This is a genomic window from Moorena sp. SIO4G3 (assembly GCF_010692305.1).
Taxonomy (GTDB): domain Bacteria; phylum Cyanobacteriota; class Cyanobacteriia; order Cyanobacteriales; family Coleofasciculaceae; genus Moorena; species Moorena producens_A.
Genome location: NZ_JAAHIG010000010.1, coordinates 1 through 24,597, shown reverse-complemented (window position 1 = coordinate 24,597; position 24,597 = coordinate 1). Strand labels below are relative to the sequence as shown.

The 24,597-nt window shown below is 43.6% G+C and carries 22 protein-coding genes and 1 tRNA gene; 9 read left to right on the top strand and 14 right to left on the bottom strand.

Translation table 11 applies throughout. The annotated features are described in order from the left end of the window. Positions 1-94: 94 nt before the first annotated feature. The 6 genes from F6J99_RS03130 to F6J99_RS03105 form a co-directional block, all read right to left on the bottom strand. Positions 95-1,156: a DMT family transporter gene (locus tag F6J99_RS03130; RefSeq protein ID WP_293111668.1), complete on the bottom strand. Its 1,062-nt coding sequence runs from the start codon at positions 1,154-1,156 to the stop codon at positions 95-97. Positions 1,157-1,387: 231 nt separating this feature from the next. Continuing rightward, entirely contained in the window at positions 1,388-1,816 is a 429-nt protein-coding gene (locus F6J99_RS03125; RefSeq protein ID WP_083305243.1) for a DUF3574 domain-containing protein, read from the bottom strand. 165 nt (positions 1,817-1,981) lie between these two features. Continuing rightward, entirely contained in the window at positions 1,982-4,663 is a 2,682-nt protein-coding gene (locus F6J99_RS03120; RefSeq protein ID WP_293111667.1) for a glucosidase, read from the bottom strand. Positions 4,664-5,174: 511 nt separating this feature from the next. Continuing rightward, on the bottom strand, positions 5,175-5,288 hold the full coding sequence (locus tag F6J99_RS03115; protein ID WP_229424469.1) for an amylo-alpha-1,6-glucosidase: 114 nt from the start codon (positions 5,286-5,288) through the stop codon (positions 5,175-5,177). 41 nt (positions 5,289-5,329) lie between these two features. Further along, a complete protein-coding gene (locus tag F6J99_RS03110; RefSeq protein ID WP_293111666.1) occupies positions 5,330-5,563 on the bottom strand; it encodes an amylo-alpha-1,6-glucosidase in 234 nt (77 codons plus the stop codon). A 126-nt stretch (positions 5,564-5,689) separates the two neighbouring features. Continuing rightward, the gene (locus F6J99_RS03105; protein ID WP_293111665.1) at positions 5,690-7,126 is read right to left on the bottom strand and encodes a glycoside hydrolase 100 family protein; all 1,437 of its coding nucleotides are present in this window, start codon (positions 7,124-7,126) and stop codon (positions 5,690-5,692) included. A 214-nt stretch (positions 7,127-7,340) separates the two neighbouring features. Between F6J99_RS03105 and F6J99_RS03100 the strand changes: the two genes are divergently transcribed. Next, complete coding sequence (locus F6J99_RS03100; protein ID WP_293111664.1) at positions 7,341-7,652, top strand: hypothetical protein; 312 nt, start codon at positions 7,341-7,343, stop codon at positions 7,650-7,652. On the opposite strand, the gene F6J99_RS03095 is transcribed toward F6J99_RS03100, so the two are convergent. Continuing rightward, complete coding sequence (locus tag F6J99_RS03095; protein WP_293111663.1) at positions 7,649-8,155, bottom strand: hypothetical protein; 507 nt, start codon at positions 8,153-8,155, stop codon at positions 7,649-7,651. The two genes, F6J99_RS03100 and F6J99_RS03095, sit on opposite strands and share 4 nt — an antisense overlap. Positions 8,156-8,388: 233 nt before the next feature. Between F6J99_RS03095 and F6J99_RS03090 the strand changes: the two genes are divergently transcribed. Both F6J99_RS03090 and F6J99_RS03085 read left to right on the top strand, forming a co-directional pair. Continuing rightward, positions 8,389-9,774: an AAA-like domain-containing protein gene (locus F6J99_RS03090; protein WP_293111662.1), complete on the top strand. Its 1,386-nt coding sequence runs from the start codon at positions 8,389-8,391 to the stop codon at positions 9,772-9,774. Positions 9,775-10,652: 878 nt separating this feature from the next. Then, a complete protein-coding gene (locus tag F6J99_RS03085) occupies positions 10,653-11,690 on the top strand; it encodes a cupin domain-containing protein (protein WP_293111661.1) in 1,038 nt (345 codons plus the stop codon). A 340-nt stretch (positions 11,691-12,030) separates the two neighbouring features. Here F6J99_RS03085 and F6J99_RS03080 read toward each other — a convergent pair. Next, positions 12,031-12,103 (bottom strand) — tRNA-Ala (locus tag F6J99_RS03080). Positions 12,104-12,342: 239 nt separating this feature from the next. Between F6J99_RS03080 and F6J99_RS03075 the strand changes: the two genes are divergently transcribed. Continuing rightward, positions 12,343-13,176, top strand: a complete 834-nt coding sequence (locus F6J99_RS03075) for a rhodanese-related sulfurtransferase (RefSeq protein ID WP_293111660.1) — start codon at positions 12,343-12,345, stop codon at positions 13,174-13,176. 267 nt (positions 13,177-13,443) lie between these two features. On the opposite strand, the gene F6J99_RS03070 is transcribed toward F6J99_RS03075, so the two are convergent. Beyond that, complete coding sequence (locus F6J99_RS03070; RefSeq protein WP_293111659.1) at positions 13,444-14,115, bottom strand: class I SAM-dependent methyltransferase; 672 nt, start codon at positions 14,113-14,115, stop codon at positions 13,444-13,446. Positions 14,116-14,194: 79 nt separating this feature from the next. Next, positions 14,195-14,317 (bottom strand): hypothetical protein, encoded by a 123-nt coding sequence (locus F6J99_RS03065; RefSeq protein ID WP_293111658.1) that lies wholly within the window; start codon positions 14,315-14,317, stop codon positions 14,195-14,197. A gap of 268 nt (positions 14,318-14,585) precedes the next feature. Here F6J99_RS03065 and F6J99_RS03060 point away from each other — a divergent pair, with 268 nt between their 5' ends. Next, entirely contained in the window at positions 14,586-15,941 is a 1,356-nt protein-coding gene (locus F6J99_RS03060) for an N-acetylmuramoyl-L-alanine amidase (protein WP_293111657.1), read from the top strand. Positions 15,942-16,026: 85 nt separating this feature from the next. Here F6J99_RS03060 and F6J99_RS03055 read toward each other — a convergent pair whose 3' ends face one another. Next, positions 16,027-16,152, bottom strand: a complete 126-nt coding sequence (locus F6J99_RS03055; protein ID WP_267876302.1) for a hypothetical protein — start codon at positions 16,150-16,152, stop codon at positions 16,027-16,029. 106 nt (positions 16,153-16,258) lie between these two features. Between F6J99_RS03055 and F6J99_RS03050 the strand changes: the two genes are divergently transcribed. Then, positions 16,259-16,387, top strand: coding sequence for a hypothetical protein (locus tag F6J99_RS03050; protein WP_293111656.1), 129 nt, complete (start codon positions 16,259-16,261; stop codon positions 16,385-16,387). A gap of 134 nt (positions 16,388-16,521) precedes the next feature. Here the strand turns inward: F6J99_RS03050 and F6J99_RS03045 are convergent, their stop codons facing one another. Both F6J99_RS03045 and F6J99_RS03040 read right to left on the bottom strand, forming a co-directional pair. Next, the gene (locus tag F6J99_RS03045) at positions 16,522-17,292 is read right to left on the bottom strand and encodes a hypothetical protein (protein ID WP_293111655.1); all 771 of its coding nucleotides are present in this window, start codon (positions 17,290-17,292) and stop codon (positions 16,522-16,524) included. Positions 17,293-17,454: 162 nt separating this feature from the next. After that, a complete protein-coding gene (locus tag F6J99_RS03040; protein WP_293066837.1) occupies positions 17,455-17,598 on the bottom strand; it encodes a hypothetical protein in 144 nt (47 codons plus the stop codon). 270 nt (positions 17,599-17,868) lie between these two features. Between F6J99_RS03040 and F6J99_RS03035 the strand changes: the two genes are divergently transcribed. Together F6J99_RS03035 and F6J99_RS03030 are read left to right on the top strand one after the other, a co-directional pair. Continuing rightward, positions 17,869-19,110: a DUF3747 domain-containing protein gene (locus F6J99_RS03035; protein WP_293111654.1), complete on the top strand. Its 1,242-nt coding sequence runs from the start codon at positions 17,869-17,871 to the stop codon at positions 19,108-19,110. A gap of 1,253 nt (positions 19,111-20,363) precedes the next feature. Next, positions 20,364-21,974: an FG-GAP-like repeat-containing protein gene (locus F6J99_RS03030; protein ID WP_293111653.1), complete on the top strand. Its 1,611-nt coding sequence runs from the start codon at positions 20,364-20,366 to the stop codon at positions 21,972-21,974. A gap of 613 nt (positions 21,975-22,587) precedes the next feature. On the opposite strand, the gene F6J99_RS03025 is transcribed toward F6J99_RS03030, so the two are convergent. Continuing rightward, entirely contained in the window at positions 22,588-22,731 is a 144-nt protein-coding gene (locus F6J99_RS03025; RefSeq protein ID WP_293111652.1) for a hypothetical protein, read from the bottom strand. 649 nt (positions 22,732-23,380) lie between these two features. On the opposite strand from F6J99_RS03025, the gene F6J99_RS03020 reads away from it, so the two are divergent. Then, positions 23,381-24,597, top strand: a 1,217-nt coding sequence (locus tag F6J99_RS03020; protein WP_293111651.1) for an Ig-like domain-containing protein, incomplete at its 3' end; no start/stop codon positions are given.

The following is a 24,597-nucleotide window of genomic DNA, read 5'->3' as shown; positions in this document are numbered from 1 at the left end:
TTTAAGTCTGCACCTCAAGTAGCTTCAGCTAAAGGCTGACGGCTGAATGCTGACGGCACCTCAAGCAGCGTGCGCGTAGCGCATATGCTTACATTTAGACTCCCTTAAACCCGACTTGCATTTCTTTAGTCGATGCTCTCACAATTAGAGTATCAGTTTTAGGAAGTTTGCGAGAAATACCAATTTGATTTAGGAGAATGCCGCAAATAATTACAGCACCCCCAATATACTGAGCTATTGTTGGTACTTCTGAGAGAATCAAGTAAGCTGCTAAAATGCCCGCTACTGGACTAAAGGAACTGGCCAGAGAAACATCGGATGCAGTAGTAGTCTTCAAACCCTTAAACCAACAGAGTTGACCCCCTACTACAATCACAGCCCCATAGAGGATCATCCATTGCCACACAAACGGTGAGAAAGCATTCATAAAGTGACCTACTCCAAATAACTTAATCACCACAACAAAGAAAATCACTGTACCTGTAGCGGTTCTGAACACCGTAAAGATTCCCAAAGGGATTTGGCGCAGTTTCACTTTACTAATAATCGTAGAAATTGCTAATGCGATCGCACCTGCTGCTGCCATCAATTCACCGACACCAATCCTAAAGCCTCCCGCCATAGTAATCATGTTTTCCTGGGGAGGCTGAAGCACAATAGTCAGGATGACACCAATAAATGAAACAATCGCACCAGCTATCACCCAACGATTTACCCGTTCTTTGAGAAGTAAAACTGACAAAGCCAAAGCAAGAGGAGGCTCAATGCGTCCAATCAGCACTACATTATTAACAGCAGTGCGCTCAAGAGCGATAAATATCAGAGATGGTGCCAGTGCTCCTGACAAAACTGAGACACCCAGTAACCCTAACCAATCTGTTCCAGACAGTTGTCTTAGGGATCGAAAATTCCACTGTCGCCCATAAATAGCAATCAACCCTAGCAACGCGCAAAGATTGCCAACAAACAAAACATTACAGAACGAAATAGGATTTCTACCATCAATTAAATTATCTGCACCTAGTTCAGTCAGCTTACGAATGACGGAATTCGCTGCTGCAAAAATTAGGATAGCGATCAATAAGTAACCACGCCCTGGAATCCGATTCAACCAATCTGTTATTTTAGCAATGAAACTTGACATAGACGTTGACAATAGCAAAGTTTAAATGACAGGGTAAGCGCAAGAATCAATAAGCCTAGGCTTATTGATAAAAAAACCGCGCCATTCTCAACAAATTAATTCTATTGCGAGTACAGTTCTACTAGATTATAGGGGTTTCGAGCCACGATCAACCGATATCCATCCAATGCACATTATGGGCAATTTTTTCTTGCGCTTACCCTAGTTTCAATGAATTATATCCTGTCCAGATGTACCATCGATTCAAAATGAGACACAGTTTATCTCATCAAGACGCATAACTGAGTCTTGTTGGAATTGTGACTTATAGGCGGCACGGATATCTTCAATAGCTTGCTCTGCCTTTGCAGAGCGCTTATAAAGGATCATCACCATACGGGACTCCTCCTGTATTGTCTTGTCTGTTTTAGCATCTCGCCATTGTCCTGATATTTTGTCAATGCTTAGCCCATCTGGAAATCGAGGGCTTATTACATTATCAAGGAACTTTTGCCATACTAGAGGTTCCACTTTTCCGCCACCAGGGATGTTTAAACCAAAATAGAGTTCAACCTTAGACATGGTTTGGCCTTCTACTGGACAAGATGATGATGCGAGATTGCTTTGAGGGAAAGTCAACAAAAATAATACAAAAATTACTACGACACAAATGAAGTTACTTAATGTTTTCATAGTTAGACAATGAGCTCTTATAGCACTATAGCACCGTAGCACAATTTAACGTTTATTTATGCCCACCTACTTAATTGAGCCAGAGTTATGTAATAACTATACCGGTAGGATGGGTTAATAACGCACCCTACCACTGACGTCTTAAATAAAAGTATTGTCCAGAAATCATTTAGACTCACTATAGTCAGCACATTGTTGGATCAGTTTGGCAATTAATCCAGTCCAACCAGTTTGGTGGCTTGCTCCAATTCCTAAGCCGCTATCGCCATGAAAATATTCATAGAACAGAATTAAATTGTCCCAATTCGGATCAGTTTTAAATTCAGTAATTTTGCCATAAATAGGACGATGACTGGATTGATTTTTCTGGAAAATCCGAATCAGACGCTGGGATAGTTCTACAGAAACTTCCCCAAGGGTCATCAGATTACCTGACCCTGTAGGGCATTCCACTTTAAACGTATCTCCTAGATAGTAATGGAACGTTTGCAAAGATTCAATTAAGAGATAGTTAAGGGGCATCCAAATTGGACCACGCCAGTTAGAATTTCCCCCAAATAACCCATTACTAGATTCAGCGGGTTCGTAGTCTACACGATGTTCATGATCATTGACATAGAATCGATAAGGATTATCCTTATGAAACTTAGAAATGGCTCGGATACCATAGTCACTTAAAAACTCATTTTCATCCAATAACTTGCTCAGAATGCGGCGGAATTTATCACTTTCTACCACTTTTCCAAGAGTCAGATAACATAGAGCAAGCATCCGCTTTTCGCCTACTCCCTTAGTTTCCATACAAGCAACATTGCGTTTGAGATCAGGGCGATGTTGAATAAACCACTCCAATCGTTTTTTAAAACTCGGAAGTTTATTGAGCGTCTCTGGTTCTATAGTAGTGACAGCAAACAGAGGAATTAATCCTACCATGGAGCGTACTTTCAGGCGCAATTGTTCCTGATTAGGTAAGTGGAGCACATCATAGAAAAAGCCATCCTCTTCATCCCACAATTGCGTCTCATCTTCCCCAATATTATTCATAGCAGCAGCAATGTAGAGGAAGTGTTCAAAAAACTTAGTAGCCATGTCTTCATAGACAGGGTTTTCTAACGCTAATTCTAGGGCAATAGTGAGCATATTGAGACAGTACATTCCCATCCAGCTGGTGCCATCAGATTGCTCAATATACCCGCCGACTGGAAGCTCTGAACTGCGGTCAAATACTCCAATATTATCTAAACCTAAAAACCCCCCTTCAAATACATTGTTGCCGTCGAAATCTTTCCGGTTAACCCACCAGGTAAAGTTAAGCAGAAGCTTTTGAAAGACCCGTTCTAAAAACTGGCGATCGCTTTTTCCATGGAACTGTTTTTCCAGCTGATAAACTTGCCAGGTTGCCCACCCATGCACGGGAGGATTAACATCTGAAAAGTTCCATTCATAAGCGGGAATTTGCCCATTGGGATGCATATACCACTCCCGCGTCATTAAGTCAAGTTGATTCTTAGCAAAATCTGGATCAATCATTGCTAAAGGGATGCAGTGGAATGCCAAATCCCAGGCCGCAAACCAGGGATATTCCCATTTATCGGGCATCGAAATAATATCGGCATTGTTGAGATGATTCCATTGCTGATTCCTGACTTTGACGCGTTCTGGTGGAGGTGGGGGTTGATTGGGGTCACCCTTGAGCCAGGTTTCTACGTTGTAGTAATAATACTGTTTACTCCACAAAAGTCCTGCGAAGGCTTGACGCTGAATATTACGCTGATCATCATTGAGTCCGGGTGGTGCGATCGCATGGTAAAACTGATCTGCTTCTGAGCGACGGGTGGCAATAATCCGTGAAAACTCACTGCCAAAGGGTTGGGGGATATTGGGAGCATCACTCAGCCACAGCTTAATCACCCGAGTCTCCCCAGCACCAATAGTAAATCGGTAATGGGGAGCAACTTTTGTGCCGACTTTGCTAGGATTGACGGCATTCTTGTCACCGTGAACCACATAGTTGTTAATGCCATCTTTAACATAGGCAGACTGATTCTCTACCCCAAACAAGCGCTGATAATTGGTTTCGTTATCAGTAACTAATAATTCTGGTGAACCCTCACAGTAAAACCAGCGTTGTCCCAATGTGGGATGGGAGGCTTCCAGGACACTGAATTGCTGATCAGATTTAGCAACCTTGATTAAGGGTTTGGGAGAATTAGCATTCCAAGACCAAGTATTGCGGAACCATAGAGTAGGTAGGATATGGAGGGTTTCAGGATCTGGTCCTCGATTAATGGCAGTAATTTGGATTAGAATTTGCTCCGCCGAGGCTTTGGCATACTCTAGGAATACATCATAGTAACGATTTTCCTGGAATACCCCTGTATCCAGCAGTTCAAACTCTGGTGCTTGCGGTCCCCGACGTTGGTTTTCCTCGACTAGCCAAGTATAGGGAAACTCAGCTTGGGGATATTTGTACAATCCCTTCATGTAGGAGTGGGTAGGAGTACTATCTAGATAGAAATAATACTCTTTAACATCTTCCCCGTGATTACCTTCAGTGCCCGTTAAACCATAAATCCGTTCTTTAAGGATCGGGTCTTTGCCGTTCCATAACGCTAGGGCAAAACACAAATACTGTTGATCATCACAAATACCCAAAATACCATCTTCGCCCCAACGGTAAGTACGCGATCGCGCCTGGTCATGGGTAAAATAATCCCATGCTTGTCCATCCGGGCTATAGTCTTCCCGTACTGTTCCCCACTGTCGCTCACTTAGGTAAGGCCCCCAGCGTTTCCACTGGATAATGTGATTTCGAGCTTCTTCCAGTCTTTGATATTCTTCATTCATAACTCAGGCCAGCTACATCGCTTTTAAAATTTTTAGCTTAGTTGTGATTTGGTTTAAGGTTAGTTAGTTGAAGGTTGAAGGTTAGTTAGTTGAAGGTTGAAGGTTAGTTAGTTGAAGGTTGAAGGTTAGTTAGTTGAAGGTTTAAGGTTAGTTAGTTGAAGGTTTAAGGTTAGTTAGTTGAAGGTTTAAGGTTAGTTAGTTGAAGGTTGAAGGTTAGTTAGTTGAAGGTTGAAGGTTAGTTAGTTAAAGGTTGATGCCATCAAGTATAGTTTGACCAGTTACTAATTAGGCATTACCAATTAATAATTATTAATTATTAATTAGCAATCAGCAATTAGCAATTATCAATTACCAATCATCAATTACCAATTATCAATTATTACGAGGTACACTCAAATTTCTTATCCCGATTCCCGACTCCCGACTCCCGACTCCCGACTCCCGACTCCCGACCCAAATGTAAAAAACCTACCCCTGTCAGGTGTCCCCGTATTCCCCTGTAGCCCTTCACTTATGGGTAATTATTCCAATTTGAGATCAGCAACCAAGCACGAAGCACTTCTGCTACACTCCAAGCTTGGGCAAAACACCCTCGTGGGGTCATGGGGGCATCCCCGTCGAAAATTTCACTAATGCTCCCTACACAAGCAGCTTGGAGGTGATTAGCTATGGGGTCAATCCTGGCAGGGTAATAATGGTATCACGCCCCCAATCCCCAAACCAAGGATACACTGCCATAATCGTTTTATCATCAGGTGCATCTACTAAGGGGCGGTTGACTATAAATTGGTCAGCCGCCCATACTAATTGCTGGATCCAACTGGGGGTAGTTTTGAGCTCATGGGCAGCATCCCAACGGTTGATTAACTGCTGCTGGTAAAATTTCTCGTCCCAAGTCATTAGTCATTAGTCATTGGTACTTGGTACTTGGTAATTTTGGCAATTGTTAAATTAAAATTGGTACTAACCAAGTACCAATTTTAATTTAGTTTAAGTTAAATTAAGTTAGTTTAAATTAATTTAAAGTTATTTGTTCATGGCAACAATTTCCGCAATATCCATAGAGCAAATCATCACAGCAGTGTCCTCAAAACTGACTAAGTTAAGATGTTCAGGATTATCTATCAACTGTTGTGCTGCTAATAATCCAGCAATTGTCCAGGTTTGAACTTTCCTGGCTTTCTTGCCAATCAGGCGACCATTTTTACCATCATAGTACTCTGGCCAGTTATCCTTAAGCAGGCATTGGGAAGCAATGGTTAAGGCTTTACGGGCCAGTTCAGATTTGCCAGTTTTTTGTGCTGCTGCTGCTAATTCCCACAACAAGAACGGCCAATTCCCCGCATTATGGTAAGACCAAGGAGTATTTTTGGGATCACAACCTGTGATAATTTGCCAATCCCGACCTTCCAAAGCCGGAAAACAAACTTTCATGGGCATTTCTCCCACTAAATCCTCCCACCGTTCCTCGATCAAGTCCATAATGGCTTGGGATTGTTCTTCAGTAGCTAGGGAAGTAATAATTGCCATTAAATTACCTTGGGCAAAAAAGCGAAAATCCATCCGCCCTGGTCCAAGGTTACCCACAAAATATCCCCCTGAATCTGGCAACCATTGCATTAGCCAATCAGGAATAGTGTCAGCATAGACATTAAACTTATTGATTGCCGCTTCACCGAACTCTTCCACATCGTAGCGATAGATTTCCTTGAGGCGGTCTAAATTCAACCAATAGTAATTCCGAATATGATAAGTCAGATGACCCAAGCGCTCCTTGACCACAGGAACATAATCATCCTCTGGCAACAATAACTCACTCGCCGCCTGCAACGCAGTGTAGAATAGGGCTTGAATATCCAACGGATACCCATCAACTCCCATCCGTCGGTCAATCATGAAGGCACCATCCGGCACCAACATCGTGGGAAACAGATCAAATCGCTTAGTCAGACACAGATCTAGAACTAATTTGATTCCCCCTTGGAACCGTGTCTGGTGGGCAAGGGCTTGATCACCAGTTGCCTTGACATAAGCCCTTAAAATCAGCAACCACCATAAGCCAGAATCTACTGGAGCAACTCGTGCGATCGCATGTTCCCCAAAATCCGCCCCTAAATACTCCTGTTCCTTCTTATGTATTACTTTAAAGCTGGCTGGCATCAATCCTTGACCCGCCTTAAAGCAATCCATATGCTTTTCACGGCTTTGAAGCCCTAGGGTTTCGATCAAGAAATTGCGCACAATTTCTCCCTTGCCCCTCATCAGCAATGCCATAGCCGACACCGCGAAATCCCGCGTAAAGCACTGGTCATAATTCAGGGCTTCCATATCCGGGTCTTTCGACGCTACTGTGCCTACGGGATGTCCTTGATAATAGATAATCGAATCTTCCAGGGCTTGCCAAGCTGCCTCGATCAGATTACCTTCGCTTCCCATATAAAACTTCTCCTTTAAGTTGTCCATCTGGTTGATGCTAGCTTAACTCCTTTGAAAAAATCCTGAAGTACTTGGCTCGGATATCGAAAGACAGAGAAATTCGGGAACTTGGGATAAAGGAACTTCGGATCAAGGAACAGGGAATAGGTCAGAAGAATTGACGCATTTTATATCATAAAAATACTAATGCTGCAAGGTATCAGCAAACAAAATTGAACCTTCAACCAAACAAAATTCAACCTTGGCCTATTGGCCACGGGTGCGCGTTCAACCTTCAACCAAACAACCTTGGCCTATTGGCCACGGGTGCGCGTTCAACCTTCAACCAAACAATCTTCAACCTTCAACCAAACAACATTCAACCTTCAACCAAACAACCTTCAACCTTCAACCAAACAACCTTCAACCTTCAACCAAACAACCTTCAACCTTCAACCAAACAACCTTCAACCTTCAACCAAACAACATTCAACCTTCAACCAAACAACCTTCAACCTTCAACCAAACAACCTTCAACCTTCAACCAAACAACCTTCAACCCTATGGACTCTAGTCATTCAAGACCGGCTCCAGCAACATTGCCGTACCTACAGGAAAAGGATAGGATATATTGTCGGTCAGAGCAGACACTCGATAAAGCATCGCTCCCCCTTCTCGATTTTGTTCTACCCCATCCATCACAATGCGCAGCACATTACCTGGTTTGACCGGTTTATTCAAGGTCACCGTAAGAGCCATACCACCTTCAGGACTCTGAGAAACTGCTGTGGTTGCTGCCACTCTCTCACCAAACTGATTAGTAACCGTTGCTTTACGAACACCAGCCAGATTGGTACATTCAATCACAACAGCATTGATTGGAAACGCAGCCACAGCAACGGTAATAAAATGCCTATCCCCTGCAGCTCCAGCAATTCCAGCGCTGGCAACATAGGGAGCATTCGGCACAAAACCCGCTTGAGCCTGAGCCGCTGGTACCAGACTAGGGATGGCTATAGGCAGCACAGATGCGGCGAATGCTAGGGCTGAAACTGCTCCGAAAACTTGTTTTTTCATCACTCAATCGTCTTGGGATACCAGACTTAAAGAACTGTTGAGTTGATTTTAAAGAAGACCTATGGAAATTGTCTGCCTGAAAAAATCGGGAATTTGACCTAGATTTGACTGGGGCATCTGCTGGTAATAGTCGTAAAAAATTGGAAAAAATTGCTTGATTGCACGGAAATTTTGGCAATTCTATGTCAAAGTAAAGCTAGTGTTTGGTGTGTTGGCTTTCAACCTAGTCAATGATGGCAGACGAAGCCCTAGCTGTTTTGGACACAATTTTGCCCGATTACTCCTTCAGTAACCTTCAAGAGACCGTCTTCTGTGAAGTTTGGGAAGGTAAGACTTACGCTGAGATTGCGGAAAGCTGCGGGTATGAGCATAGTTACATTAGAGATGTAGGATTCAAACTTTGGCAACGTCTCTCTGTGGCTCTCAAACAAAAAGTTACCAAAAGTAATGTCCGCTCAGTTTTGAGGCGGTACTCCCGAGCTCAGCTATCCTCTCTAGGGATTTATAGCTATCACGACAGGATCAAAAGTAGCTTCGGGAATTCCCTATACCCTGCTCTGGTACCAGAGCTAGACTTTCCCAGTGGACCGGTACCACTAAACTCCAATTTATATATCGAACGTCCTCCTATTGAAGCACTCACCTACGCAGAAGTTAGGAAACCAGGTAGCCTGATTCATATTAAAGGCCCCAGACAGAAAGGAAAGACTTCCCTAGTGCGAAGGATTGTAGCTTATGCCAAGAAGCAGGGCTTTCGTACTGTTACTTTAAGTTTACACCGAGCTGATTCCCAAGTTTTCACCAACCTGGATAAGTTCTTACGTTGGTTTTGTGCCAACGTCACTCGGCAATTGGGTTTATCCCTCCAACTCGATCACTATTGGGATTCTGACATTGGCTCTAAGGTGAGTTGCACCACTTACTTTGAAGACTATTTACTAGAGGAAGTCGATAGGCCAATTGTTATTGCTTTAGATGAAGTCAATCAAATTTTTGAGTATCCAGAACTTTCTAGGGATTTTCTGTCTTTGCTACGCTCTTGGTATGAGGATGGTAGGGAACTGGAAATTTGGCAAAACGTAAGATGGGTGATAGCTCATGCTACAGATGTATATGTGCCACTAAAACTTAATCAGTCTCCCTTTAATGTTGGCCTAGCCATTAAACTCCCAGAATTTACCAATGAGCAAGTGCTAGACTTAGCCCAGCGTCATGGTTTGGATTGGGCAAAAGGTGACCAAGCCATGAAACGTCTTGCTCCTTTAGTGACTATGGTAGGTCGTTGTCCGAGTTTAATTCGTCTTGCCCTGTATCATCTCAGCAAACAGGATGTTAGCTTAGAAAAATTACTAGAGGAAGCCCCAACTCAAACTGGAATTTATAGTAACTATTTGCGTTACTATTTAGCCGCTTTGTTACCTCATACTGACCTAGTCGCTGCGTTTAAGGAAGTAGTCATGGCCACAGAAAGTGTGGAATTAGAAGCGCTCACTGCTTATAAATTGGAAAGCTTGGGTTTGATCATAATTCAGGGTAATCGAGCCACAGCTAGTTGCGAACTATATCGTCTATTTTTTAGAAATCAATTTCTGAATGGAATCAGAGTTAGTGGTTATTAGTGATTAGTCCTGTCAACGAGATACAAAAAAGCGATCGCATTTTCGCTGGTATTACTATAGCACTATTTATAACCGTTAGGAGTACAGGCTAGGTATGATTGAAAATCAGTAACACCAGTCAAACAAAGTGAACTAGAATACATCTATAGCAATCCTAAATCATTTGCAAAAATCAAAATACTATAGTACAGTGATTTTGGTCAACAACTGAGGGGGTGACATGAGCCATGAAAAGCTTACTAGATTAGGCTTCGAGGTTTGAGGCCAATTATCTATGGCTTGATACAGTCCCAAATTGACCCTACGAATGATTGTCTTGATGCAGTCGCTCATGGGGGTTTACCCCAAGACCGCGCTGCATCGCTTCATGAAGCTCAAACCCTTATAAATACGCTAAGGTCGCGCCCAAAACGGCATGTATCTTTAAGCGCAGCTTAAGTAACTTATGGGCTGAAGTTATTGCTAAGGATTTTACCTTACATCTCACCCCCCCAGGGTCAACAAGAAAGATGTATAGTTCATCTTTTTTGATGCATCAAATCTACTTATAACGCGAGATTCTCATGCAAAACTTTAAAGGGCAAATGATATCGCTGTGTAGTGTTTTCATTTGTACAGTTTTGATAGCACTGTTCATTTCTTTCGGGCCTGTCTCTGCACCAGCAATGGCTCAAGAAACGACACTAAGCTCCAATGAACAGGTTGTCCTTCCCCAATTAACATTGCTACCGCCGGGGCCAGAGCTACTGGTGGCACCACCGCCATTCCTACCGCCGGGGCCACCGCCATTCCTACCGCCACCGCCAGAGCTACTGCCGCCACCGCCAGTCCCATCGCCACCGCCATGCCTTGATGATCAACAGTGTCTAGCTCCAAATATGGCCTATAAAGTTGATCGGACACCGGAAAATATAGATGAAGAATATATTAAGAATCGGGATTGTTATGGGAAGGTTGCTAACGTCAAGTTTCACTTTGAAGATCCTCAATTCGAAGGCGGTGTGTTTGAAGAAATTTATCCTATCCAAGATGGTTGGGACTTGTTCTTCAATACTCCCAGCGAGTTCACTAAGGGTTATTTCCAAGACATGAGCGGCTGCGGTTTAATTCCCAGGAAAAGTAGACTGGAATTATTATCTGGCTTCAAGGCACAAGACGAAGTCTCAGACGATCCGAAGGAAAATATCGCGCATTTCGTGGTTGCAAAAGACTATTATTACCTTAGTCCTGATTCTCATGAATATGAATATCTGGGTAGTCTAACGGCCATTAGCGGGCAAAATTTTCCTGCTCTGGGAGGAGCGGCTGTCGGCCAACTCATTATTGCACCGGGTGGAATTCGCGCTCCCCACTGGCACCTCAATTCTGCGGAGGCCGGTTATTGTTATGAGGGCCTAGGGCAAGTGGGAACCATTGTCCCAGCCAAGAGTATACCAACTGGAGAAAACGGAACGTTTTTTGAATCAAAGAGAATTGAAGAAGCTTTTGTTAGGCCGGGGGAACTATTCCTCTTTCCTGAGGGAAGTCAACATTACCTGCGCAATGTTGCGCAGAATGAGAATTTCTCCTGCGTCCTTTTCTTCTCGGAAGACCCATCTCTGAACCCAGATCAACTCCTCACAATTACATTATCTAATGTTGTCGGGAATACACCTGCAGAAGTCTTAGGACCTATCCTTGTCACAGATAAACGTGATGGGCCTGACAGTGGCAGACCCTATAATGCTGCAAGGGTTTCACAAGCACCACCTCAAGTGTATTCATTCAAGGGTCAAGGTCCTGATGTTGTCCCGGTTATTGAGGTCTGTAAGGGAGAAGAGCCTAATCCTGAGAATCCAGGTTGCCCGTCTGCTACTACTAAAAGTGCAATGGGCAAGACTTTAAACCGTTCTAAGTACTCTTTCCTAGAACCATAGGTTTCAGACAGCAAAGCTCTAGTTTTTTCCTTCTAAGAGTCTTGCTGGTTGAGAACGAGGCTTTGCCCCAGGTGGTTTGTCCCTGGGGCAATTTCATTAAAAACAACAACAGCTCCCAATCGCTCTGACAAAGCGGCTCATGGAGAAATGCGAGAGGAAGTCAAGCCACTAAGCTACAAGGACTTACCAGAGTTGTAGTCCATTTTTTTAGACTACCTTTAGAAATAAGCTCTAAAACCTGATCAACTACATGGAATTGGCCGCAGGTCGTGGAGTTATACAACTTTGTTTCTACTACAAAGCTCACCCTCGCCATCAATCTATAAATACCTATAACTAGTGGAGGTAAGCGGACTCGAACCGCTGACATCCTGCTTGCAAAGCAGGCGCTCTACCAACTGAGCTATACCCCCAGCTAATGACAACTCAAGCTAAATCAAGCTTAGTTAATCAACTGCACTTTTGTTATTATACAACATCCAAGTGGAAAGTCAAGCAAGATAGCCAAAAAATTTTCCCATAGACATCGCAACAGTACTATTACCATAGCAGGTTAATGCGGGGTCTTACCATACGCCAATATAGTAAATAGTGAGGCACTTTCCGACTCAGGACTCAAAACTCAGCACTATTTTCACCCCTTAACCGGATCATGACCCAGGTAGTAGCAACATTTTACAAATTTGTCAGATTGCCAGACTTTGCCGATAAACGACCCTCCTTACTAGCTCATTGTCAAGCTCAAGGCATCACAGGAACGATTCTCCTCGCAGCAGAAGGCATTAACAGCACCATCGCAGGCTCCCGTCAAGCCATTGATTCAGTCCTAGCGTTTCTCCGTTCCGATCCCCGTCTGGCCGACTTAGAGCATAAAGAATCCTACACCGACTCCCCCCCATTCAACCGCCTGAAAGTCCGGTTAAAGAAAGAAATTGTCACCATCGGTTTGCCAGAGGTTGACCCCAATCAGCAGGTAGGTACCTATGTTAACCCCCAGGACTGGAATGCTCTCATTTCCGATCCAGACGTAGTCCTGATTGACACCCGCAATACCTATGAAGTAACTATCGGAAGCTTCAAAGGTGCCCAAAATCCCCATACTGAGTCATTCCGACAATTCCCTGATTATGTTCGCCATCACCTCGATTCCACCAAAGACAAAAAAGTAGCCCTGTTTTGTACAGGGGGTATTCGCTGTGAAAAAGCCTCATCGTTTATGTTGAGTCAGGGGTTTAAACAGGTCTATCATCTCAAAGGTGGCATTCTCAAGTATTTAGAACAAGTCCCAGAAGACGAAAGTTTATGGGAGGGCGAGTGCTTTGTTTTCGATCAACGAATTGCTCTCAAGCACAGGTTGGAAGCTGGAACCCACCATATGTGCTACGGTTGTGGCAATCCAATTTCCCAAGCTGATCTCAATTCCCCTAAATATATCAAAGGGATTTCTTGCCCTTACTGTTTTGATAATCTCACCAATGAAGCATAGAGGTCAGTGGTCAGCGGTTAGCGGTCAGCCGTCAGCTAAAGGCTCACGCTACGCGAAAAGCAGACTCAACTGAGATTAAACGAATGGTTACTTGTTTGATTCAAAAGCACCTCAAGTAGCGTGCCCGTAGGGCATTAGCTGATAGCACCTCAAGTAGCGTGCGCGTAGGGCATTAGCTGATAACTGATAACTGATAGCTGAATGCTTACCTTCATACTTCTGACTTCTTACTTCTGACTTCTTACTTCATACTTCTTACTTCTGACTTCATACTTCTGACTTCTTTAGCGCTAGGGTCAATCCATCAGCAATCGGTACCAAACTAAGGGTTATCCGTTGGTCTTGAGAGAGCTTTTGATTAAATGCTCGAATTGCCTCAGTTCTGTTATCGACTACCTCAGGATCTGCTACTCGCCCCGACCAGAGGACATTATCCACAGCAATAAGTCCACCATTACGCACCAGTTTCAGTGCCTGCTCGTAGTAGCTTTCGTAGTTCCGTTTATCAGCATCAATGAAGGCAAAATCAAACGTACCTGCCTGTCCTTCTTCCAGCAACCGATCCAGAGTGTCCAGTGCTGGGGCAATTTGCAGGTCAATTTTGTCAGCTACTCCAGCTTGTTGCCAATAGCGACCTGCGATCGCAGTATACTTCTCACTGATATCACAGGCAACCACCTTTCCCTCTGGTGGCAAAGCTAAGGCTACAGCTAAAGCACTATAGCCCGTAAATACCCCCACCTCTAGAGTTTTCTTAGCTCCCATCAACTGCACTAGTAAGGCCATAAACTGCCCCTGTTCAGGAGCTATTTGCATCCTAGCCATGGAATGCTCTGCTGTTTCGACCCTCAGCTGGGTCAAAACGTCTGGCTCTCTTACGGAAACAGATTTTAAGTAGTCGTTAAGCTGGTTGTCTAGTCCAAAGGTTTGATTAGCCATTAATAGTTAGCCATTGATATTTAGTTTGCTCAAAGCTATTATTTTCCAGAGGTTGCTCAATCTCTAGCGTTGATCATACTTATGAGGTACCTTCAAGTTTCTTATACCAAGTTGCGCTCAAAGGTACAACTTTCTCTTCCGCCAATCTCCCTATCTCCCCATCTCCCCATCTCCCCATCTCCCCATCTCCCCATCTCCCCATCTCCCCATCTCCCTATCCAACCAATCTACTCTCTTTGAATGCAACTCTGTATTACCCCTACTCCCTACTTCCTACTCCCTACTCCCTTTGCTAAAGGATAGTATTCATCGTTAATTTTTCATCAGTCTATGTTGCTTTGGTTATTCCTTGCTGTTCCCTATTGGTGGGATGATTTGTACAGTCGAACTTCCCCTAGCCATAGGGAAAGTAAATCCTTATCCTGGAAAAAGCAAGTGCTCAATTAAGGGCTGAGGGCAAAAAGCAAGACATGGGACGTATATTTATTTCAGCAGGTCACGGTGGCATGGAAAGCGGTGGTCGTGACCCAGGGGCGATTGCCGGTGGGACAACAGAAGCCGAAGAAATGATTCGGCTGCGAGATATAGTGGTGCCAGAATTGCGATCGCGTGGGTATGAAGTATTATCTGTTCCTGATGAATTAAGTTTAAGGCAGACAATTCAATGGATTAATGACCGTGCTCGTTTTGGTGATGTAGCGCTAGAGATTCATGCTGATGCCTTTGCCAATCCTAACATCCGAGGTGCCTCTGCCTTCTACATTTTCAATAACACTGAGCGCAAGAAGCATGGTGAACTAATGCTACGCTATTTGATCACACGCCTTCCTGAACTGCCCAATCGAGGAGCAAAACCCGATACGGACTCAGGTGTTGGGCGTCTTGCCTTTTGCCGTGATGTTATCCTGCCCTCTCTACTGCTCGAAGTTGGCTTTCTGACTAATCCCCAAGACCGTGCTCTGCTCCAGAATCGACGTCGTGACATGGCCCTAGGCATAGTTGATGGACTGGCCCAATGGAGTAGTTTGATTTCTGGTGAACAGCCACCCGATCAATTCAATCCCGTTTATCCGATCATTGATATTAAAATCAATAATCAGACTTACGATGATCGAGGTGTTCTAATCAATAGCAATTCTTACATTCCCATTGACCTAGCCGATCGCCTAGGAGTCGATTTGACCACCGCTGACAATGTCCGTCGTGTGCAATATCGGGGAGTCGTGTATGTTAAAGCCATTGAACTAAGAGATTATAACATCTTCGTCGGTTGGGATGCTGCCACCCGCACTGTGATTTTGCGCTCAATTTCCCAGAAAATCTGTCCAGGTCTGATTGACCGGATTATGGGTCATGGTAGCACCTCCGAAGTCCAGTTACAGATATTTCTTAAAAACAATAATCAGAACGGCCTGACTCAGTTTCCTGACCTACCTAGGCTCTATCGAGAAGAAGCCTCAGTGGAGGGAGTCAACTATGACATTGCCTTTGCCCAAGCTTGTGTAGAAACTAACTTCCTACGCTTTAGCGATCGCCTTAGACCTGAGCAAAATAATTTTGGTGGTTTGGGAGCAGTGACTAGTGACGAAGAAGCGACTTTTCCTAGCGCTAGAATTGGAGTCCGTGCTCATATCCAACACTTGAAAGCCTACGCCAGTCAGGAACCCCTAGTCCAACCCTTGGTCGATCCCCGGTTTCGCTTCGTTACCCGAGGGATTGCTCCCTTAGTGGAACAGCTCAGTGGGCGCTGGTCAGCTGACTTAGATTACGGCAAGCGAATTATCGCCGTTATCAGGCGTTTATATGAATCATCTAACCTGCTTTGATCCCGATTCTCGATTCCCGATTCTCGATTCCCGATTCCCGATTCCCGATTCCTGATTCCTGATTCCAACTCAAGCAACTCTTTAACTAGTGACATACTCCCACACGCTCATCAGAGATTACAGTGTGGGCTTCTTGCCAACTCCACCCAACGGTATCGGCTTTCGCCGACGCTGCGCGAACGGATACGTAGGCTTGCTTTATTGACGACACGGTCAGAAGTTACCGCTTAAAGAGGGTCGCCTTTATGGTTAGTCGGCTATGGATAAAAGGGTTAAAACTTTATGATTAAGGCGACCCTGTCTTGATGCAATAGCGAGTGGGGGAAACCCCCAAGACCGCGCTGCATCGCTCTTCTAAGGTTTCGTCTCCGGGATGCCCCGACCCACCGGAACAATACAAAAAAATTATGTTTTTCAGTTATTTTCAGTTAGTAGGTGGCGGTTAGCTCTTCATTTGTCTTTCCTACTTCCTTTATTATAGACAATATCAAATCGTAATTGTTCCCCTATTACATTATCTTGTGCAAAAGAAGCCCCACACCTAATGCGCATTAGGTGTGGGGCTTCTTTTGCCGGACAGCTAAGCTGTCTTGAAAAATCGGATAATTTCTCGAACATGATCCAGGAATTGACTATCTGCAGTTAATTGCGCGATCGCATTTTCAGAATCCCGAGCTAAACGCTGGTGTTCTGCATTGTTATGAGCTTCCAGTTGTGCCATTGATGCTTCAAGTTGGGCTAAGCCTTTGCGAGTCTCTTCCCAGTAACGCTGATGGGTTGCCACCCAAGAGTAAGGTTCTTGTGGGTCTAGTTGCTCTTGTAGACCTTTGACAGTTCTTTCGAGAGCTTCAAAACGATTCCGTAGTTCCATTACATCTCGGCGAGGATAGGTAAACTCTTGCCGGATCATCCTTAATCGGGCTGCTAAATACTGGTAAAAACGTACCGCTGGACGCAAAGCAGTTAAAAGCAAAGCTGCTCCGGAACTGACGTAGCCCACAGCACTAATCCCAGTAGCAGCAAGGATGTACAAACCCACAGCAGATAAGACGTGAAGGGCGATTGCAACAGTTAGCGATCGCTTAGCTATCATTTCCACATAGTTTAATTGCTTCGGGTCAACCGCAATCTCATTTGCCCTGGAAGCCGACCCCTCTGCTAAAACTTCCCTAGCTTCCAAGTGGACATTCCACGGAACTGTCACAATCACCAACAGCCACCAAAAGCTAGCCACACCAATCACCCAATCTAGGAAATGACCAGTACTGATGTGCAACCATTGCAACAGCCCAAACACCAATAGGGTTAGAATTCCTAACCCAGTCCCTACACCAGCAATATTAAATAACATCCTAGCGACCTCCGACGGATTTTTAGCCTTGATCCCATCATGCTTAGAGATCACCCTCAGGCTCGAAAACCTTGTGATAGTTTCGCCAGCTTCACACTGATATTTAGGTAAGTATATGCGCTACGCGCACGCGTGCGCGTTCAGCTATCAGCCGTCAGCTAATCAACGGTAGGTAGTTGCTAGTGCTGCTTCAGGGACGGACTCACCCTCATTTTCTCGGTAGCCAGTGTTGGGACAATCCGCCTGGGGATGAAACGGGCAAGATGCCCGTTCCACGCCTGATGCCCATTCCACCCACCAGGTCAAACAGTTTTTAGGAGATGCACCCTGCTCCTTTTACTCATCCGACCCCGTGCAGTTAAAGCGCCTAATAGCTGATAGCTGATAGCTGATAGCTGATAGCTTATGTATCCTTAGCTACTTTTGCTCAAATTTCATGAATCAAAAATAAAACTTAAACAATTAGAACCAGAAACATTTAATCTAAAAGTTAATCATTATAGCTTGAAGCAGTTGTCTTAAAATTGACAAATCTTAAAAGCTCAGTACAGATGCTGAAAGAGAGAGGTAAGTAGCATGAAAAATTGTTTAAAACAAAAATTACCACAAAAACTAGCCACCTTCGCCACCGTTGCCCTAGCCACTGCCTTCTCAGCAATCAGTCTTGGCAACCAAACCTCCGCCGCGACCTTCGAGCAAAAACAAGTTGAACAAGGCAAGTTTATTGCTGTAGCTCAACCCTTTGGGGCAAATTCTCATCAACTGCTGATCATAGAACAAAAATCCAACAAGCGAGCCTGTTGGAGCGAAAGTGGTACTAACCCAGTGATCGTAGACCCACTGCTGTTGAACTTTGACTTTACTGGCATTTGCGGACGCAGTACTGATAGCAATGGCTATTCCATGCGCATGGCTGGTGAAGATCTAGGACTCGATTACATCCTCAGCATTGTTGAGCGTAATGGTGAACTGTTGCTAGTGGGTAAGCACCGTCTTGATCGTAAAGCTCCTGAAGTCATCATCGGCAGAACTGGTGGTATTAGCCAGGGCTTTATGAAAATTTTTCTGCAGCCCGGTTGGGAATTTGCCAAGAGAATGTTCAATGGCAAAGAGCTAGGTCACGTCTACCTTGCTACTAATTCACCCCTAGGTAACACAGGAAGTAGTGATCCATCCGACCTTCCCCCACTTCCGCCACGGGAAACTTCTAAATTTCGGGATATTACTAATGATGTCTATGCCTCAGAAATTGAAAAAGCTGTAGCAATGGGATTTATTGCTGGATTTCAGGACAATACCTTCAGACCTCAAGGGTTTCTAACCAGAGAACAACTCGTGTCTATGGTCATTGAAGGCTTAGGTAAACTGCCAGGTGCTAATATTACTGTCCCCACTCAAGCATCAGGGCGGCCCTATCAGGATGTTGAGGCTGGGCGCTGGAGTGCTGCCAAAATTCAATGGGCGAGGGACAACAACATTGTTAGTGGCTATCCTGATGGCACCTTTCGACCAAATAAGTCCGTAACTCGCGCCGAATTGATGGCAGTACAAAAAAAAGCTGCTGAATTTGCCAAAAGCCTCCAAGGGCAGCCAGGGGTACTCGTTTCTAATGGGTCAGTCACACAATTTTCCGACACTGAAGGTCACTGGGCTGTCGCTCTGATTTCTGAAATGTCTGGCTACTGCCAAGTGGCATCTCCCCTAAACGAAAGGGGTAACGCTTTCTTCCCCAATTCTGAAGCACGCCGGAACTATGCCGCTGCTGCTACTCTGCGTATGCTCAACTGTGTGCAGCAGCCCATTACTCAGAATCAGTAGGACATTAGCCTTTAAGAAGGCAGCAAGAAACGCCTGTTGCTCACAAGATCAAGTAAACAACGTCAGGTATCAGCTAATGCGCTACGGGCATTAGCTGATAGGTCATAGCTGATAGCTTACATCAGCCCATTCTAGCTTTTTTCGCAGTTATGAGGTACATTTTCATTGACATTGATTCCCTGTATTGATGTACCAAATCGCTATTAAATTTTCCCTGTTACCATATCCGCTATTCCCTAAAATATATAAATTGTGTACCTCATAGCTATGATAATTGATAGATATCAATTCCGGTAGTCTGGGATTTAACACAAACTCAATTGAACACTGCCGTAAAGTCTATAGTGTTTTGCTACCTTCCTGAACTCTGCCTCTTGGGCGTTTTCCTTCTCTTGTCACCAACCTATAGAGATCTAAACGAGAGATCTAAACGTGAAGACTATTAAAGAATCCGGAAAAAAAACTGTAAAGATTTAATAAAGTAAGTAATTTTATAGTGACATTTACTCATAATTATGTCATCTATAGTAATGGTTATTTGTGCTTATCAATAACAAGTCATAGACTTACTATAAAAATCTAATTTTAGCTATTGTTCAATCATAAGCAATATAGTTACTTAAGTGAAAGTGAACAAGATTTCGATTACAAAAATTGTCAGATCCAATCTAGTAATTTGTAGTTAGCAATTCCTGTAGTAAGTGTGATAATTTTTGTACCCATATCTGCTGTTCACTACTCCCTAATCCGGGAGCAGGTCTTGCGTTGCTGAAACATTAGTACTATGTACCATGAGAGCAAGCTTAAACCCATGAGGGGGCTATAGATAATGTACAAATATTCTGCATAAGTGACATGCTCCCCCTATTACCTATTACCCATTACCGTCTTGATGCAGTCGCTCATGGGGGAAACCCCCAAGACCGCGCTGCATCGCTATTACCCATTACCTATTACCCATTACCTATTACCCATTACCTATTACCCATTACCGTCTTGATGCAGTCGCTCATGGGGGAAACCCCCAAGACCGCGCTGCATCGCTATTACCCATTACCTATTACCCATTACCCAGATAAGCGTACAAATGTTCTGCATAAGTGACATGCTCCCCCCTAATCCCTACTCCCTTTGCTATAGACTATAAACTCCAATACTGATTTTCCATAACCCCAAAAACTACTCTGATCTCTTTTCTACTGTTCCCTATTCCCTGTTCCCTATTCCCTAAAAAGTAGAGGATAATAGTAATTATGCCAAAATTTGAGGCAGAAGACACAACTAGGCTGAGTCTAGAGAACTACATAGTTTTTGAGAGTGACATTGCTTCCGGTGGCCAAGCTATCGAGATTTCCAAAACCAATACTACTGAACCAGGATTCATTCGTTTAACCTGGACAGAAGCTGACGGTCCTGCTGGTAACTATAATTTTAATATTGCCCATTTTGATGAATTAGATGGCCGATCTACCCTGACACTTCGTGTCAACAATATCCCAATTAGTAGATATATTTTCAATAAAAACCCCGGAGAACAGGGCAATCCACCCATAGACATACCCAGCTCTAGTAATTATATCGGGTTGACTGGTTCTATATTTGATGGTTTATCCAATCCTAATCCGGTCTTTGAAAACGTAACACTGGCTCCAGGGGATCAGATTGAAATCTCTGCCGTGGCGGATAGTTTGGGGAATCAAACCGATGAACTAGCACGGATCGACGTTATTGAAATAACACCAGCACCGTTAGCTGATCCAGTTATTAATGTTCCTGAACTTACCATTATCCCTACTGATGGCACATTAGCCGAAACTGTGCCAAAAAGTGGTGGTATTACCATCAGCCGCACCGGAGACATTAGTCAAAGCCTAGAGGTAACTTACACGGTCAGTGGCACCGCTAGCCCCTCAGATTACAAGCCCATCCTAACTGGTACCGTTACTATTCCAGAAGGTCAGCAGTCAGTAGATCTCAAGCTTACCCCAATCGCCGATGGTCTAGTAGAAGGGGAAGAAACTGTCATTATTACCCTTGAGAATAGTCCCAACTATCAATTAGGTCAGACTCCCAGTGCCACTTTCACCATTACCGACAATGACCAATCCACGATCACCGAGAGTGTGACTATTTTCTGGCGTAATCAGGAGACCGGAGTCAATGGTGCTTGGCTGATGGATGGTCTCGACTTAGCTCAAGCCGTGACAATTCCTTCACCAACAGAACCAGCCGACAGTCCCTGGCAGATGCAGGGTGCAGGGGATTTTAACAGTGATCAACAACAGGATATTCTCTGGCGTAATACCTCTACTGGTGAAACTGGCATCTGGTTGATGGCAGGATCGGTGTTTGAAAATTCAGTGTCCATAACCCCAACTCCAGACCTGGACTGGGAAATTCGTGGCACCGAAGATTTTAACAGTGATCAACAACAGGATATTCTCTGGCGCAATACCTCCACTGGGGAAAATAAAGTCTGGTTAATGAATGGCACCACTGTGGCTGAGGAGGTGTTGATTAAATCGGAACCAGTCACTAGTATTTGGGAAATGAGGGCAGCGGGAGATTTGGATGGAGATGGTGATGGGGATATTATTTGGCGCAATACTCAAGACCAAACTATTTACTATTGGAGGATGGAAGGGACTCAGTACATTGAATCAGTGTTGATCTCCTCACCAATCAGTAGTGGTCAGGAGGTAATCCATGGCACCCTCGACATCGATGATAATGGTTTCGATGATATCCTCTGGCGCAATCTCGACGATGGACAAAATAGTGTCTGGCTGATGAATGCCAATGGGTTCGATCGCCTGGAGAAGCTTGATCCACTAACCGATACCAGTTGGCAAAGTTATGTGTGAAATACGTAATTTAAAATACAAAATTTAAATTACCTAATTTAAAATTACCTAAGTATTTAGCCAAGGGCAATCAGCTAACGCGCTAAGGGCGTTAGCTGATTGCTTATATATAGAAACCTTATATAGCGTTTGTATTTGATATGTAAACGTAGGAGGTATTTTTTTTTAATAAAATAAAACTACGTATCTCTTTCCCCTCCTGGGAGCAGTAGGGGTGGGTTACTCTTGCCATAGGCCATAGGCCATAGGCCTTTTAGGGAAAGAAGTTTGTTTACAACCCAGATAGAAATGCTATATAGCCATCAATTTTAAATATTTATAAAATTTCAAGATTTAGAAATTAATAATTTTTGTTCATAACTTATTCAAGACTGAATTCGAAATTATATCACTGTAAGCGCTATCAATCCAAATCCTATAAGTAGTAGGAGGCGTTATTAAATAATCATCAAAGTAGAGTTCTTGTATAAGTAATGCTTATAATAAAATCTATGGTTGGTTAACCTAATGGATTAGTTTTCGATGAAAGATCAACTCAATATTTTTATATTAGTTATTTTCTGGATAATTATATGTATTTTGTAATCACAAATTTAAGACTTATATAAAGTATCTATAAAGGAGATTTTGGGGATTGATTGTTTATACCCGTAGAATTATAGGAATGGATGTAATGGTGTTTAAAAATTAAAGGGACGAAGGGATGCAGCGAGCTAGCACGGTCTTGGGAAGCCAGTTGCTTATCTAAAATCCCCATCTCCCTGACCATCTCCCGACACTTTCCTCTTTTTCCCTATTCCCTATTCCCTATTCCCTAACCGCAGCGCTCCGGAAGCGTTTCGGCAAAGCCGACGCTACGCGAACGCAAAGCGTGGCCTACGGCCTCAGCTTCCGCGCTAAAAGCGAACGCATTAATTATTCTCTAGTAATCGAAAATATTGAGCAATTATCATATCAGTAACAATAGGATAAAGATTTGATAAAATTACAAAAATTAATGGTGACATAGTATCCAATTCATGTCATCAATAAATAAAGGAATTGTTTGACCGCAAAAACTAAAGCTCTTGGTGGAAGACTATAGTATAGTGCTCAGACTATCTCAACAAAATAATGTTGGGGGAGCATCTACGTCCTCAGCGATAGGTTTGAAAACACGGAAATTCAAAACTGTGTAACTAATACAGCGGCAGATTTATGAGATTTTTGATTAGCTGTAATAATCGGTGCTTTGGTGAACGTTTAGCATAGTATTCTACTCTTGCCCATGGCTCTGTAAAGGGTATCGGAATCATGGGGTTTGAGTGGATATCGAATTGCTAGGGTATTACTTGCTGCCCAAATAAACTTCCTAAATAAAATTACCATAGCTTTAAACACAGATAAAGGTTGGAGACTACAACACTATGACGAGAATTGAAGCCGAAAATTTTTCTAGTATAACTAACTTTGTAACTACTAGTAATCCTGATGCCTCCGGGGGCGCAGTAATCACTCTATTTGATGCGGTTAATAATACTGCTTTCCCCCCTGGTACTGCTAGCACAAGCTTTAATCAACCCACTGGTACCTATGAAGTAATCATTGGCACCTTTGACGAAATAGATGGAGAAGGCTCAATCGATGTCACCATTGGCAGTACCGTTTTTCCCACCATCACTCTTAATAATCCTACCTCTACTGCTAGTGGTATCCCCGAAGCCTTGAGTTTCGTCGCTTTGGAAATTAGCCCCAGCACGTTTATCCGTAATGGAGACTTGATCGAGGTTAAAGGTACCGCTGATGGTGAAGAATTCATCCGATTTGACTATATTGAATTCAACCTGACCAACGAACTCCCGGTAGCTGTCGATGATACTGCCACTACCACTGAAGATACAACAGTTAACATTAACGTATTAGATAATGACACGGATACTGAGGGAGACAGCACTCTAACGGTTATTAGTGATCCTAGTAATGGCAGTGCAGTAGTAAATGACAATGGTACCCCTGATGATCTAACCGATGACGTTATTACTTACACTCCGAATCCCAACTACAATGGACCGGACAGTTTTACTTATCAGTTAAATGATGGGGTTAACCCTGCTGACACCGCTACTGTTAACGTTACCGTTACTTCTGTTAATGATGCACCAGAAGCCGGAGATGATAGTGCCATAAGTAATGAAGATATCCCAGTTAATATTAATGTTTTAGACAATGACATTGATATTGACGGAGATTCCCTGAGTCTAACAATTGTCAGTAATCCCAGTAATGGTAATGCGGTAGTTAATAATAATGGCACTCAAGGCGATACCACCGATGACTTTATTACTTATACTCCCAATCCCAACACTAACGGTAATGACAGTTTCACCTATCAAGTGGATGATGGGAATGGTGGTATTGACACAGCTACGGTTAATCTTACTATTAATCCCGTTAATGATGCACTGGAAGCTGGAGATGATAGTGCTACGACTGATGAAGATACAGAAGTTAGTATTAATGTTTTAGAGAATGACTCGGATATTGAGGGAGATTCCCTGACTCTCGCGATTGTTAGTAATCCCAGTAATGGTAGTGCTGTAGTTAATAATAATGGCACTCCCAGCAATCCGACCGATGACTTTAT